Source organism: Pseudomonas baetica (assembly GCF_019733355.1).
GTDB classification, from domain to species: domain Bacteria; phylum Pseudomonadota; class Gammaproteobacteria; order Pseudomonadales; family Pseudomonadaceae; genus Aquipseudomonas; species Aquipseudomonas baetica_A.
In genome coordinates, this window is record NZ_JAIHLQ010000018.1 from 86,251 (window position 1) to 101,980 (window position 15,730).

The window sequence follows — 15,730 nt, forward strand, 5'->3', positions numbered from 1 at the left end:
CCTGAGCGTCTGGCTTAAGCGAGCAACTGCGCCCAGTCGACACTGGAGGCTGCGCCGAGGGTGAAGCCTTTGCCGGTCAGGGAAAGGTTCTGGTTATAGGCGGTGTCATGGGCGAAGCGCGCTTGCCATTTGTCACGCAGTGCAGCGCGCGCCTGGACGTCCTCAGGCAACAACCCCGGATGCAGCAGTTGAGCTTGCGGCGTCCAGACAACCAGATAACCGGCATCAGAGACCTTCAAACACAGATCGACATCGGCAAAAACGTCTGCAAAATGCTCCTCATCCAGACCGCCGACAGCTTCAAATACGGCTTTGCGAATCATCAGGCAGGCGCCCGATACCGCAGAATAGTTCTGTTCGACTTGATGACCGAAGAGGTAGCCCTTGGCTTCTTTTCGCTCATCGACAAATACGGAGCCCAAATCACCGTTCAGCCCCAGTATCAGGCCTGCCTGGGTGGTGACACCGCGACCATCCATAAGCTTGGCACCGACGATGCCGACCTCCGGACGCTGCACCTGGTTGACCAGCGCTTCGAGCCAGTTGGCATTGACCACTTCGGCCTCGGCAGAGAGCAGCACCAGATATTCGCCTTTTGCCTGAGCGCTGGCGAAATTGGTCAAAGCCGAGGCACTCAAACGCTGATCGCTGCGCAATACCCGGAGGCGCTCGCCTTTGCCTTCCAGGCTGGCCAGCCAAGCCACCAACGCTTCGGATTGGCTATGGTTGTCAGCAATCAGGATCTCGTGGCGCTGATAGCGGGTACGCTGCAATACGCTGACCAGCGCTCGCTGCAGTGGTTCGAGGTTATCCTGGCTGTGCAGGATGATTGACACCAGCGGACGAGCCGAATGTTGATAGTCGATCTGCCAGGTTTGCGGCAGTGCCGAACTGACTTGAGCACGATACCCGCGTGCTGCCAGATGACGGGTCAGCACCTGGCGCTCCTGCACGTTCTCTTCCTCGGCAGGCGCGTTGCAAATCAGTAGCGGTTCGGCCAGATGCGCCAGCCCTCCGAGGCCACCGTCCTCGATCAGGCGCAACAACAGATCGAACTCCAGAGCCTGAGTGTATTCGGGCGTGAAACCCTGCGCCTGAACCAACGCCTGACGGTTGATCAACCAGTGACGCGCCATCAACGACGGCACGCTTTGCAGCAAGTCCAGGTTGACCCCTGGGCGGAACACATCACTCAGAGCCCCCTCGACGTTACGATGCAACTCGTCCATGGCGACAGCGCGCAAGCCTTCAACGCCTTGCAGCTCGAGGCTGGCGCGCAGCAGCCCGCTGGCAGTGAACTGATCGCCAGCCTCGGCCATCAGCATCCAGTCGGCGCCAGACTGCTCAATGATCTGATTGATCTTCGTGACGTAGTTGCTGGTGCTGACTTTGACGAAGTGCACGGTGTCATGCACGGTGGTGGTGGCCGGCAAATCACCAGTGGTGAACACCACCAGATTGAATGCCTTGCAGTGCCCACCGACCAGACTGTCGAACGTGGCTTGAAGCTTGACCATGTCGGCGTCCAGATCCAGCAACAGAATGCCGAAACGTGGACCTGCGCCCTGCTGACCAAGGGACTGGGTGATCGCGGCGAGCTCTTGCGGCTGCGGATTACGCGCTTCGAGCCATTGCAGCAGTTGGCCGGATGGCATCTTTTCGAACAGTTGACGATCGTCCTGCCCCGGCACGCTATCCAGACGTTGCATCCAGGCTTGCAGCTTCGCAAGCTCCTCGGGTTCGTCCGCGTCCTTGAGCGACTCGACGAGGCGCCTGACGACAGTACGGTTGAACGCATTGAGGCTCAGCGCTTCCCACAGACGGGCGCGCAAGGTGCGCTCGTTATCGTTGGGATGGACCCGCAGCAGCTCATGCTGCTTGAGCAAAATCCCTTCGAGCAATTGCAGTTGCAGCTTGCCGGCCGGCATCGCGTGCAGGAGAAATTCGAACTCGGTCAACAAGTCGAACACCGGTTTGTTGTAGAACGGCATTTCGACGAACTGCTCCGGGCCGAACATACGCACGGGCACCTCTGCGGCTTCACGCCAGAACGAGCGAATAATCAGCGTTCCCTTGAGCGTACGCCCTGCGACCAGGCACTCCGCCATCGTTGCGAAACTGTCCAGAGCAATCTGCTTGATTTCGGCGGCAGGCTTGTCGCTGAGCGGTGTCGGGATGGAGGCAAGGAACTGGGCAAACTGTTCGCGCTCTGCGACGGTTTTTGCATCTTTGTACGTCAGTACAGTCAACACGTTGGTGCTGTGCTCAGAGGCGCCGTAATTCAACTCGCGCACGGCATACGGAATTGGCAGGATACGTGCCTTGGCACAGGACAGAAGATAGAAGGTATGGCCGATTTCCTGCCATTCGAAACCCGTGCCCGGCGGCAGCAGGCCATACCATTTTTGCAGCAGATCGGTACGCGTGACGGCGTAGAACGGCGGCAGAAAATTATCCATGAACTGCAACACACGATCTTCGGCGTTCTCGCTGTTGTAGTCTTCGTGGACCTTGCTTTCACGCCGGAAGTAATTCACTTCCGTGTCGCGGGTCAGGTACATGATCCCGTAACCGTGGCACAAGCCGTAATCGGGATTGGCATGCAGGAAGTTCACCGACTCGGTCAGCGCTGCGTGCAGCAGGAAATCATCATCGGCGGCGAACACCATGTATGGCGTGGTCACCTGCTGCACGCCCCAGGTCAGCTTGTCCTGCAAGCCTTTGTAGGTGTACTGAGGCAAATGGCGATAGTCGGCAAATGGAAAATCGTTCTCGATGTTTTCATCACGCTGGGTGGACGAATCGAGAACCAGCACCTTGGCCGGGTAAGTGCTGTAGTAGTGCAAGGTGCGTCGCAGGAACGCACTGCGGTTGTGGGTGATGATCACCACCGTGAACAGCTCGTTCAGCGGTGTCACGTTGGCTTGAGTACTGCTTTGAACCTGCATTTTCCTATCCCCACAACCGGCCAGTCGCCTGACGCCTGAAACTGTTATTGATTAACGAACGCGACGCAGATAGCCGTCCGGCGCCACAGTGATCAGCAGCTTGTTTTGCATCTGCTGGTCAATCTCGAAATCCTTGTTCTCTTCCAGGTATTTCCATACCGCGGTTTTCGGGTTGTCGCCCGGCCCCCATGGACGATCCGGGAAGAAATCGGCCGGCATGTCTTCAACCACGGTGTCCATCACCACGCAGTAGCTGTCCACAGAAACCAGTGGTGCGTAAAGGCGCAGCTCCTCGAGGACGTGGTCGTGGGTGTGGTTGGAGTCGAGCACCAGAATGACTTTCTTGCCCTGAGCGATGGCACGGACTTTTTCCGCCGTCGCCAGATCAATGCTCGAACCTTCGATCATTTTGATGCGCTTGGCCATCGGGTGGCTTTCGATGGCCTCACGGTTGTGCGGACGGATGTCGAGGTCGATGCCCAGGACTTCGCCGTGGCCTTGCAGCTCCAGCAACGAGGCGTAGTAGATGATCGAACCACCATGGGCGATACCACACTCGATGACCAGATCCGGCTTGACCTGCCAGATGATCTCCTGCATTGCCATCATGTCCTGAGGCAACTGGATGATCGGACGGCCCATCCACGAGAAGTGGTAGCTGTACTTGTGACGAGCCGATTCGTTGAAAAAGTCGCGGGCCAGTGCTACGACTTTCTGGTCATCACCCTGGCGGGCGATCTCTTCCTGACATTCGGCTTCGAAGGCTTTATGGATGCTGTTGTCGGTCATTTGAAAATTCTCAAGGTTCACTGAAACGAAGCGCTGTCGACGGCGTGATAGACATAACGTCCACCGGTCATCCGCTTGATCTCTTCGAGGTAATTGGAGTTCATCACAAACAGGTTGGCGCCTTCGGGCAAGGCGTCCATGGCTTCCTGCGGAGAGGACACCCGCGCACCACTGAGCGGCAGATAACGCCCTTGTTTGGCTGGATTGATGTCGACGACGCGATCGACCGCCACGCCGGCGCGCTGCAAGGCCAGCGAATAGATTACGCCCTTGGACGACGCGCCCCAGATCGCCGAACCCTGTGCGGGCGCGGCCTGAATGATTTGCACGGCGCGCTTGAGGCTGGCGGTGAAGGTGTTCGACAGCGTCAGTAACTGCGGCGCCTCGGCCGGCGCGCGGCGCAACGTCGAAAGGTCGGCGACGATGTACAGGTATTGGCCGCCAAACAGATGACCAGCCTCGTGTACGATCCCGAACATCGCGCTCAAGTCTGCAAGACGGAAGTAATTGACGTGCTCATAGAACACGTCGAACCAGGCATTGTGCTCGACGATCCAATCGAAGCACGGCACTTCGATGTAGATCTGCCCGCCCTGATTGGCCGCCGCCATTTCCGCCAGAAACGCTACCGGGTCCTGGATGTGTTCCAGCACGTGGCGCAACACGATCGCATCAGCCGACAGGCCAAGATCGCGGGTGAACGGTGCTTTGATCACATCGGCGTTGTCACCCTCGTAGGAAGGATCGATGCCGGTAATCGCATAACCCTGGCCGCGGAGCATTTCAAGGAAGTAGCCTTTGCCGCAGCCTACTTCAATCAGGTTCTGGCCCTTGAAGTGACGTGCCAGGATCGCTTCGACAGCGTTCAAGTGCTGCCGGAACTGCACTGAATGCGCCTGTTCGTTTTGATAATCGACGTCGTAACTGAGTTTGCTGGCGTCGAAGACCTGATTGAAGATAAGACCGCTCTGGTCATCTTGCACCAGCACAATATCCGCGCTGTACGAAGCCTGTGCCTGCTGCGCAGTGGCAAACGTGCGGTTTTGCAGCACTGGCAGACCGCTAGCCCGATAGAGCTCATGCTGCATAGACTTCACCCTTCAGTTTTGAAATCCGCTGGTCATCACCCCAAAACGCCATGGGCTCGTGTGCGGAATAACCGTAATGCCCCAGATTCAGGGCAATGGAAGATTGGCGCTGATGTACGCGTTGTTCCACCAGGGCGCGCACGGACACCGGCAGACCGCTGCAGCAGTTGATCACGCCGTCAACATCGCGACGGGTGATCAGCGTCGCCAATTGAGAAGCCGCCTCAGTGATTTCAAGGTAATCGCGCAACTGGTCTCCCGCCGACATGTTGAACTGCGCATCACCCGCATCAATGGCCCGATCAAGACTGGCCAACAGGCTATTGGGGTTTTGTCCCTCGCCATGCAGATAAAACAGGCGCGCCCACTGCAAGGTGAATGTGTGCTCGCGCTGCAAGGCTTCAAGGAACAGCCGCAATGTATGTTTGGCCAATCCGTAAGGCGTACAAGGCATTGCAACGACCGTTTCACTCAACGGGCCACTTTGCAGCCCGTATTCAAAACAGGTTCCTGTCACCAGCACCTGACTGACGCCAGCCCCGATCACACGCTTGAGAAAGGTGTAATCGAGCGCAAGATTGCGCTCGAAATGAAACAGCGCCTGATAATTCGGCAGACCACTCCAGGCCAGATGCGCGATGGCGTCCATTCCGTCAGCCAAGCTGAGTACGTCCAGATCCGCTGCATGGATATCGGCAGCGATAAACTCGACATCATCGAACCAGGGCAGCGCACGCGCCGCTTCGAGGTTGCGCGATACCGCACGGACCCCGAAACCTTTAGCGAGCAAGGCGCTGACCAGGTGCCGGCCAACAAATCCGGTGGCGCCGGTCACAAGCACATTCGTGGCGCGGTCTGTCACAGTTCGACTCCGCGAAAATTGTTGTCAAGCAAAGGATGGCTTGCATCTTTGGGCGACAAGTTCTTGACGGGCAGAGGCCAATTGATCGAGAGCGCGGGATCGTTTACTGAAAGCCCTGCCTCATGATCCGGCGCATAATCGGCATCTGTCAGATAGAGCACTTCAGAGTCATCGGTGAGGGATTGAAAACCATGGGCGAACCCTGCCGGGATTAGCAGACTGCACCCGTCATCGGCACGCAACTCCTCGGCGTGCCACTGCAAATACGTCGGTGACTGTGGCCGCAGATCGACCACCACATCCCACACAGCACCGCGCACACAGGTGATCAGTTTGGACTCTGCGTACCCGGCGTTCTGGTAATGCAGACCGCGTACACTGCCTTTTTCCACGGTGCGCGAATGGTTGATCTGACGGATTGCAAACGGACGATCCTGCGCGGTCAGACGCGCCTGACAAAACAGTCGTGCAAACCGTCCGCGATCATCGCAAAAGACTTTTTGCTGGATCAGGTACAAGCCTTCCAGCTTCGTGGACTGTAGTGTGAAATCAGTCATGACCGCCCCCTATACAGGTTCAGTTGGCAGAGGGTCACTGCGCGCATGTCATCACCGCTCTGCCATGCCAGGTGCCAGTCGAGGGTCTGAGCCAAACATTGCTGCAAGTTCCAACGCGGTTGCCAGCCGAGCAGTTGGCGCGCGCGGCTGCTGTCCAGGCGCAGCAGGCCGGCCTCGTGCAGTTCACTTGGTTCAATGCGCAGACCACGGGCCTGCGGCCAGCGGCTGGCGAGCAGTTCGACCACTTCGCCAACGCTGCACATGTCCGCTTCGCTCGGGCCGAAGTTCCACGCACCGGCATACTCCGGGCCTTGTTCGTAAAGGCCGGCGGCCAGTTGCAGGTAACCGGCCAGCGGCTCCAGCGCGTGCTGCCATGGGCGTACGGCTTGCGGGTAACGCAGGGTTACTGGCTCGTCTGCCGTCCAGGCTTTGAGCACATCGGGAATCAGTCGCTCTGGGGCGAAATCACCGCCGCCCAACACATTGCCGGCACGCGCCGTGGCCAGGGCCAGACCGTGCTCGGCGTACTTGTCTGCCGCAAAGAACGAGGCGGCGTAAGACTGCGCCAACAATTCACAGCAAGCCTTGCTGCTGCTGTAAGGATCATGTCCACCAAGGGCTTCGTCTTCGCGGTACGGCCACAGCCATTCCTTGTTGGCGTAGACCTTGTCCGTGGTCACCAGTACGCAGGCACGCACGCAACCGACCTGACGAATCGCTTCAAGCAGATTGAGCGTGCCCATCACGTTGCTGGAATAAGTGCCGAGCGGATCGCGATAGCCTTCGCGCACCAGCGGTTGAGCCGCCAGATGCAAGACGATTTCCGGCTCGGTGTCGGCGATGATTTCGAGCAAGGCGCCGAGATCACGCAGATCGCCGCGCTGATCGTTGATGCCTTCGTGGACTCGCGCCAGTTCGAACAGGCTCGGTTCAGTCGAAGGATCGAGGGAAAAACCGCTGACTTGCGCGCCGAGGCTTTGCAGCCACAGGGTCAGCCAACTGCCCTTGAAACCGGTATGCCCGGTAACCAGTACACGCTTGCCACGCCAGAAATCCGCACTCAGGCCCATTGCTTCCATGGGGCCTCCCCGCTCTGCCACAGCGCTTCGAGGTGATTCTTGTCGCGCAGGGTGTCCATCGGATGCCAGAAGCCTTCGTGTTCAAAGGCTTTCAACTGTTCGTCCTCGGCCAGACGAGCCAAGGGTTCGGCTTCCCAGGTGGATTCGTCACCCGTGATGTACGGCAGGACTTTTGGCGAGAGCACGAAGAAGCCGCCGTTGATCCAGCCACCGTCGCCACGAGGTTTTTCGGTGAAACCGAGCACCTGATCGCCTTGACGCTCAAGGGCACCATAGCGGCCGGGTGGCTGCACGGCGGTGACGGTCGCCAGACGACCGTGGGCTTTGTGGTAATCGACGAGCTGAGCGATGTTGATGTCGGAAACGCCGTCGCCGTAAGTGAAGCAGAACGCCTCTTCATCTTGCAGATAACGCGCGGCACGCAGCAGACGACCACCGGTCATGGTTTCCTCGCCGGTGTCTATCAGCGTGACGCTCCACGGCTCGCTGTAGTTCTGGTGCACGTCCATGCGGTTCTCGCGCATGTTGAAGGTGACGTCAGAGGTGTGCAGGAAGTAGTTGGCGAAGAAATCCTTGATCGCATAGCCCTTGTAGCCCAGGCAGATCACGAAGTCGTGAATTCCGTGGGCGGAATACTGCTTCATGATGTGCCAGAGAATTGGCTTGCCGCCGATCTCGATCATCGGCTTGGGCTTGAGATGCGACTCTTCACTGATGCGCGTGCCGAGGCCACCCGCCAAAATAACTGCCTTCATCGTCTCCCCTCTTGTTCTTCACCGGGCTGCGCGCAGCTTTCTTGAGCTTTGCGGGCCTACTGGCTAAACCTTTTGCCGATACGGGCGCCGCTGCAATGACCGCGAGCGCTCGTTTTATGGCGATTTGAGGGGGACTTGCAGGAAACGCGCCAGCTACACAGACGTTGCGACGGCGAGCTTGTCGGGCCGAAAAAAAGGGATGAATCCGACAGCGGATTCATCCCTTTGACCGATCCGTTCAACAGATCGAAGACATCAGGCAATCAGCCGAACATGGCAAATGCATCGCCGATGGCCGGCAAATCGTAGACCTGCCCGTCAGCCGTCTGAATATGCTCGATGGTGTTGCCATTCGCGTACCAGTTCTGCAGCTTCACGCCACTGACAGGCACACCGTTACTGCCATCGTTGGCGCTGTGCAAATAGGCATCATTGCCAATCCGGGAAACATTCAACTGGCTGGCATTGGCAATGGTGTTCAGCACCAGCGTATCGTTGAGGCTGCTGCCAAGTTCCTCAATGGTCACTAGCCCGGTAGCGTTCACCACGTAGGTATCATCACCTTCGCCACCGCGAGCCAGTCCGCCCGATCCCTGACGCCCCGCCAAGTTGAGGATCAACAGGTCATCGCCATTACCTCCAGACAGAAAGTAATCGGATCCGGTGCCGGTCAGCACATCATTACCGTCACCACCAAAAGCCCTTCCTCTACTGACCGTGACGATGTCGTTTCCTTCATCGCCACTGGCCATCGTGCCCAGATCGTTGCCGGTACTGACGATGACATCGTCTCCCTCGCCACCGGACAACCAGTCGGCCTGCAACTCCTGCGAATCAAGCCCAGAGGCCAGACCACCATAAATGTGATCCGCGCCCTCGTTTCCTCGAATCACATCGTTGCCCGCACCACCCTCCAGATAATTGTCAGCGCCGTCACCGTCGAGCATGTCATCGAACCGGCTCCCACGAAGCCCCTCGATGTCATAGAAGTAGTCACCCACAGCAATGCCGGTGAGAGAGCTGCCATAGAACGTGACGTGCACCCCAGCGTCGCTGTCCTCATAGCTGACGATATCCAGTCCGGCACCACCGTAGAATGTGTCGGCGCCATCTCCCCCATACAGGAGATCATTGCCCGCACCACCGGTTATCACATTGTTGTCGGCATTGCCGTAGCCAATGAAATCATGGCTACCGGTGTAGGTCAGGTTTTCGATCGAGGCGGCCAGGACCATCACGGACTGATTGGTGTACAACTCGTCGATACCGCCGTTTTCTTGTTCAATGATGGTCACGCCCGCCGCGTTGACGGTGTAGACATCATTGCCCTGACTACCGTCAACCGTTACGCCGCCGGTGTCGATCGTGAAATGGTCGTCCTGCAAAGAGCCGACGACTTTTTCCACATTGCTGACCAGGCCACCGATGCGCAGCTCAACACTGACGGCCTCCCATGAATCGGAATAGTTCAGAACGTCGTAGCCATCGCCACCATCGAACGCTTGTCCGGCTTCCTTGCCGAACAGTACATCGTCAAAGTCTGAACCCTGAATGGCTTCGATTGCGGTGAACGTGTCACCGTTGGCGAAACCGGTAGACATCCAGCCTTGCGCTATATCAATGAATACGCCTTCACTACTGTCGGCGTAGCTGACCGTGTCAAAACCCTCACCACCAACAAAGTGATCCGCGCCGTCTCCCCCGAACAGCAGGTCATTGCCGGCACCACCAATGATCAGATTGTCACCGGCATTTCCATAACCGGTGAAATCGCCGGTGCCGGTGAAGGTCATTTTTTCAACGCACGCGTCCATCTGCATGTTGTTGAGCGTCGTGCGCAGCTCGTCATATCCACCACCTACTCCTTCAACGATTTTCACGTTATCGCTGCCAATGATGTAGATGTCATCGCCGTCCTGACCATCCAGAGTCAGTCCAGCGATATTGCCAATGAAGGTATCGTCGAATTGAGTGCCCATGACACCTTCAATTTCGATCAACGTATCGCCTTCAGCTTCACCACCATGAGCGATCACCGAACCATCCTGAAACTCGATACTGATCGCTGCGGCAGAACCACGGTAATCGACCCAGTCAAAGCCCTCACCGCCATTCAGCAGATCAGCCCCCTCCCCCCCATAGAGCAAATCCCCGGACTCCAGCCCGTAGAGTTCGTCATTGTCAGGAGTACCGATGAGGTGGTCTGCTTCAGTCGTTCCATTGATCACTGCCATGTGTTCCTTCCTTGCGTTGTTGTTGAATCCTGTCCCTGGAGCGAGGCACTCCTCACTTAAGTGGGCACGTATTTGAAATCTATCGACCGACAGCACCAAAGACTGAGATCAAGACCTCCAAAAAAAACGCCGGCAACCGTGAGGTCATCTGCGTTTTTTATGCCCGTCGAAATCAGATCAATCCGGCAACCAGCCCCACAACCAATGATTGAGGTTGTCACCGCGCAACATGAAATCGCGGTGCACCGCCTCTTTCAATTCATCGCCCATGCGGTAGCTGGCGTCCGGGTCGGCGAGATGCATGCGGATCGCTTGCAGCCATTCTGCCGTGCTGTTGCTGTAGACCTTGGTGCACGGCAGGTGGCCGCGATAGGCCTCGGTGTCGGTGCAGATCACCGGGTAGCCGCAGGCGCCATACTCGAGCAGCCGCAGGTTGCTCTTGCAGTCGTTGAAGATGTGAAACTCAAGCGGTGCCAAGGCCAGATCGAGATTCAGGCTCGCCAGTTTGAACGGATAGCTTTGCAGACTGATGGTCGAGTGGAATTCGTGCACGTATGGACGCAAGCCTTCCGGGCACATACCGAAAAATACCCATTCGACCTCATCGGCCAGTTCGCGCACGACGTCGGCAATGACGTCCAGATCCCCGGTATGACTGGTGCCGCCGCCCCAGCCTACCCGTGGCTTTCTTGAGGTACGACGCTGACTGGTCAGGTTTGCCCAAGGCTCTGGCGGCAGCATGTTCGGCACGATACGAATCTCGCTGTGCATGCTCGAAAGTGCATCAGCCAGAGGTTGCGTGGTCACGACTACCCGATCACACAAACCAATGCCCTCACGCAGCATTTGCTCGGTATTGACCGGCTTGTTGCGGGCGTGCGTGTTCTTCTTCGGGGCGCTGACGATGTAGTCGTCCAGCTCGAAAATGCGCAAGGCACCGGAGTATTTCTTCATGCGCAAGATGTCGCCGGCAGCGCCTTCGCTGTAGCGCCCCTGCAAAACGATAGTGTCCGGGGACAGGCGTTCGATCTCGACAGTTGACGGTGACTCATAAGCTACCCGGGCGATTACGCGCCCGGCCGCCTCGAGTCCGGCCAGCGGCGCGGTAACCCGGTAAAAGCCAACCGCCGAACTGTTGACCGGCAGACCGAGTACCAACGGCAAATCGCGGGCGCAGAAAGGATTCCAGTTGTTGCGCAGTGAAGGTTCCAGGCTGAAGCTCGACACCCCCAGACTCAGCGACGGACTGTAGGCCGGATCCTTAGCGACCTCCGGCAGCCAGCGACGATAGAACGTCTCTTGCTCTTGCTCACGCAACGCGACGGTCGCGGAGGTAGACGCCGCCGCTTCGCAGGGCATCAGCAACACGCTGGCGTATGGCGTCCACACCACCAGATAACCTTCCTTACCGGCGCGCAGACAAAGATCGACATCACTCAACCCCAGACTGAAGGACTCTCCGTCGAACTGTTGCAACTCCTCGAATACCTGCTTGCGCACCATCAGACAATGGCTGCTGACCGCACTCCAGTTCTGCGCGACATGCAGACGCTGCATATAGCCGCGCGAGGCTGCGGCCTCACCATAAAACGGCGAACCCACCGGCCCGGCCAGCCCGAGAATCAGCCCCGCACTGACAATCGAACCTTCAGGACTGAGAATGCGCGCACCGACCACTGCCACTTCCGGACGTCGCGCATGATTGAGCAACTCATCAAGCCAGTCGCCTTCAGTGATCACGCTGTGGGCATTAAGCAGCAACAGGTACTCGCCTGAAGCATGCTCAGAGGCAAAGTTGCGAATGGCCGCATCATTGGCGTCACCCGCATAACGCAGCACGCGCAGCATCGCGGCGCCGAGCTCGGCCATGGCGTCCAGCCACTGGGCCATGGCGGCATCACCGGCCCCGGTGTCGACCATCAGGACTTCATATTGGCCGTAGGTCGTGCGCTCGATCACACTCTCGACGCAACGCTGCAACGCATGCAACGAGTCGCCTGCCTGAACGATGATCGACACCTTGGGATGAGCATCCAACAAGTAGTCGACACGATTGATCAGCGGCAACGTGTCGTGACGAATAGCATGGGGCACACCGATCCGCTGCAGGTGCGCCGCCACCAGGGCGGCGTTGTGTTCAATCACCGCAGGCAACGACAACCAGTCAGCATAGGTAAGGAGCGACTCGACCTGGATTTCAGCGATGTGTTCGATGGACTGTGGACCGGCCTCTTCCACCAGACGCCACAACAGATCATGAGGCGCCAATTGCTCGAGAGCCGGATCGAAACCACCCAATTCCATGAAGCGCTGGCACTGGAATGCCAACGTGCGCCCGACATAAGGATAGGCACGCATCAAATCGAGATTGAAATCGGGTTTGAATACGGGATCGATGGATTCACCGTCGACCAGCGCACCCTCGTCACTGTAGGCACACAGCATGCCCCGCGTACCGGCAATGCGCTCGGCCAGAATCAGCAAGCAAGATTCGGCCAGCCTGTCACCGGCGCGCAACAGGTAGAACCATTGCGCACCTTCCAGCTGTGGCACTACAGCGTTGAGTTGCTGCACCCAGTCAGCCTGAAACGGTAGCTGCAGCACGCGTTCACCGGCCGAACAAACCGCGTCCGACAACACCAGAACAGCTTGCGGCGGATACAGCTGAGCCTCCAGGCTTTGCAGGGTCAATTTCAGCCCGTGTGCATCGGCTTCACTGTCGATGATGATCGGTACAATTTTCGCGCGCGAAGGCCAGCGGTCAATACGCTGCGGCATCAGTTGCTGCTCGACCTGCGAGAATCGCCGAATCGCCAGCCATTCGCGATAGAAGTCGGCGTAGCTTTCGCTTTCACCTCCCACCCGACCATTCACCACCGTGTTGCGGTTGCCCAGAATTCGCACCACACACAGCTCTCCCCAGGCATGGGGCTGATCAGCGATTTTCGATAGCTCGATGTAGCGCACCCAACCTGAAGCTGGCGCGGCCTCACCTGCGCGAGCGGCGAGCATTTGCGTCAGCCAGCTCCATTCAACTGTCGCTGCGCGGAGCATTTCAGGGGTCTTGCTCAAGCGATCCGGATACAAGCGCTCTGTACTCAACACCGTACTCAGCGCAGCCAGATTTCCTCGACGCATCAGGCACACGAACAACGCGAAGTCGAGCATGGCGACAAAACCTGCGCCTTCCTGAATCAGCGCCGGCAACAGTTCCAGCACGTCGGCACGACGCATCAAGGCCGAACTGAAGTTACCGAGAAAATTTTTCGGCGTGCCTTCGAAGATCGCCAGCATGTCATCGCCCTTGAGCACGGCGTCCTGCGGAGAAAAGCGGCAGTTGTCCACTCGCGGCGGCAAGATGAAATTGCCGGCATCACTGAACATGCGTAACCCGAACACGACAGTGACATCGGCATGTTCGATCAACACCTGCGCCTGCAAGGCAATACTCGGCGCAAACAGTCGATCGTCATCGCACAGCACCTTGATGAATTCACCGCGCGCCTGCTCGACGCACCGCATTATGTTTTTCTGCAGGCCCAGGTGCTGAGCATTACGCAGATAACGGATCGGATGCATCGGCTCGGCAAATGACTCGACGATCTCGCGAATCTGTTCGTCGGCCGAATCATCGCAAATGACGATTTCGAGGTGCTCGTAAGTCTGCGCGAGCGCACTGACCAGAGCCTGATCAAAGAAGCGTGGGTTGTAGGCGGGAATGACAATGCTGACGAGGGGATGTTGATTCACGGCGGGAAACTCTCGAGCGGCGGACCCCTGCCCTTTTCAGGCAGGAGCCCAGTAACCGCTTAGGAAAAGACGGTTGAAAGCTCGACAGGCACAGGCTCAGATCTTGTTGAACAAGCCCAGTTGCGCAATCTTGCTGAAGGCCAGTTGTGAAGCCTGCAACATGGTTTGTTGCAAGGTCAAACGGGTCATCACTTCAGCGGGATCGGAGTCACGGATCGACGACTGCGTCTGAGCGTTGGCCAGCACCAGTGACTGGTTAGTGTCGCTCTGGGTTGCCAGAGCAGAGCCACGGCCGCCCACAGAACTCAGTGCGCTGGACAACTGATCAGTGCCACTGGCCAGGTTGGCAATACCGGAAGCCAGCCCCGCCTGCAGCTTCTGCGTGGCGATCGGATCACCATTGGTCGGGGTGTTGAGCACGCTCTTCAACTGGCTCACGGTGTCCAGAATGTTCTGGGTTTCGTGAGTGTTGACGGCAACGTTGTATTGATCGTTGGCGCCAGGCGTGCCGGCCAGGGTGAAGCTCACGCCAGAAGCCGTCGCCACATTGCCAGCCATGGTGCCGCTGGATACCGGTTTGCTGTCAGCGGTCAGCGGCGCAGCATACAAATCGAACGAAGTGGCGCTGGTGAACTTGATCACCGCCGAGCCGGTCGGGAAACTCGCGTGGTAAGCCGCCGGGTCGGTAATGCTGCTATCGGTGATCTGCGCCGAAGACGGATTGCCCGGGCTGCGCGTGGCCGTGAAGGAATCCGGCTTGGCCGCCAGAGTAAACGTGTGACCTGGCAACACTGTGCCCGGAACGTCACCGGTATTCAGGTTGATGTTCAGGTTCAGGTCGACGCCGCGGAAACTGACCGTCTGCCCGGCCTTGTTGGTCGGATCGAACGTACCACCCTGGCTGGCCTCAGCAGTGACATCGTTACCGGCCGAATCGGTAATTTTCAGCTGGGTACCGCTGACGAAATCCACACTGTACGGCTCGCCGCTACGGAATTTGCTGTTGTAGGTGACGCTCGACGAGACCTGACCATTGGACAACGTCACGCGACCGTCATCCACGGCTGGCGCAGTCATGGTGACTTGGCTGCGGCTGGTATTGATCGCTTGCTGGAAAGCTTCCCAACCCGTGGTATTGGTGGCCATTTTCATGGTGTCACCGATCGCCAGATCGAGGGTCACCTGGTCGCCATTGTAGCTATAAGTACCGTCATCATTACGAGTGAACGGAACGGTATCACCCTTGGAACCAGCGAAGATGTACTTGCCGTTCTCATCCTGGCTGTTCATCAGACTGAGCAGTTGCTCTTCGATCTGACCCAACTCGGAAGCGTTGGCCTGACGGTCGGCATCGGTGTAACCGGCGTTGCCGGCACCGACGGCCAATTCACGGGCACGCTGCAACACGTTGGTGATACTGGTCATGACCGATTCGGTCGTACCAAGCGTTCCCTTGATCGTAGTGGCGTTGGCCTCGTACTGATCCAGCATCGAAGCCTGCTGACCCAACTGCAGCAAACGCGAGGCGCCGACCGGATCATCTGCCGCGGTGTTGACACGAATCAGGCTGCTGGCCTCTTCGCTGCTCTTGACCACATTGGCGAAGTTTTTCTGATAATTGGCTGCCGAGGACTCGTAAAACTGGCTGGTAGAAATGCGCATGGTTTA

At 58.0% G+C, this 15,730-nt stretch carries 10 protein-coding genes; all 10 read right to left on the reverse strand.

Annotated elements, in window-relative coordinates; translation table 11 throughout:
• Positions 1-14: 14 nt before the first annotated feature.
• The gene (locus K5E40_RS18000; RefSeq protein WP_221731996.1) at positions 15-2,948 is read right to left on the reverse strand and encodes a TIGR00180 family glycosyltransferase; all 2,934 of its coding nucleotides are present in this window, start codon (positions 2,946-2,948) and stop codon (positions 15-17) included.
• A gap of 51 nt (positions 2,949-2,999) precedes the next feature.
• Positions 3,000-3,737: a cephalosporin hydroxylase family protein gene (locus tag K5E40_RS18005; protein WP_221731997.1), complete on the reverse strand. Its 738-nt coding sequence runs from the start codon at positions 3,735-3,737 to the stop codon at positions 3,000-3,002.
• 17 nt (positions 3,738-3,754) lie between these two features.
• Entirely contained in the window at positions 3,755-4,825 is a 1,071-nt protein-coding gene (locus tag K5E40_RS18010; RefSeq protein ID WP_221731998.1) for a class I SAM-dependent methyltransferase, read from the reverse strand.
• Positions 4,815-5,687, reverse strand: coding sequence for an NAD(P)-dependent oxidoreductase (locus tag K5E40_RS18015; RefSeq protein ID WP_221731999.1), 873 nt, complete (start codon positions 5,685-5,687; stop codon positions 4,815-4,817). The genes K5E40_RS18010 and K5E40_RS18015 overlap by 11 nt, the downstream gene beginning before the upstream one ends.
• On the reverse strand, positions 5,684-6,244 hold the full coding sequence (gene rfbC, locus K5E40_RS18020; protein ID WP_221732000.1) for a dTDP-4-dehydrorhamnose 3,5-epimerase: 561 nt from the start codon (positions 6,242-6,244) through the stop codon (positions 5,684-5,686). The genes K5E40_RS18015 and rfbC overlap by 4 nt, the downstream gene beginning before the upstream one ends.
• On the reverse strand, positions 6,241-7,323 hold the full coding sequence (rfbG, locus tag K5E40_RS18025; protein ID WP_221732001.1) for a CDP-glucose 4,6-dehydratase: 1,083 nt from the start codon (positions 7,321-7,323) through the stop codon (positions 6,241-6,243). Before rfbG ends, rfbC begins: the two co-directional genes overlap by 4 nt.
• Positions 7,305-8,078 carry a glucose-1-phosphate cytidylyltransferase gene (rfbF, locus tag K5E40_RS18030; RefSeq protein WP_221732002.1) on the reverse strand — a complete coding sequence of 258 codons (774 nt, stop codon included), beginning with the start codon at positions 8,076-8,078 and terminating at the stop codon, positions 7,305-7,307. Before rfbF ends, rfbG begins: the two co-directional genes overlap by 19 nt.
• 263 nt (positions 8,079-8,341) lie before the next feature.
• Positions 8,342-10,312, reverse strand: coding sequence for a calcium-binding protein (locus K5E40_RS18035; RefSeq protein ID WP_221732003.1), 1,971 nt, complete (start codon positions 10,310-10,312; stop codon positions 8,342-8,344).
• Between the two features lie 177 nt (positions 10,313-10,489).
• Positions 10,490-14,062, reverse strand: coding sequence for a glycosyltransferase (locus K5E40_RS18040; RefSeq protein WP_221732004.1), 3,573 nt, complete (start codon positions 14,060-14,062; stop codon positions 10,490-10,492).
• Positions 14,063-14,158: 96 nt separating this feature from the next.
• Entirely contained in the window at positions 14,159-15,724 is a 1,566-nt protein-coding gene (locus K5E40_RS18045) for a flagellar hook-associated protein 3 (RefSeq protein ID WP_221732005.1), read from the reverse strand.
• Positions 15,725-15,730 lie beyond the last annotated feature (6 nt).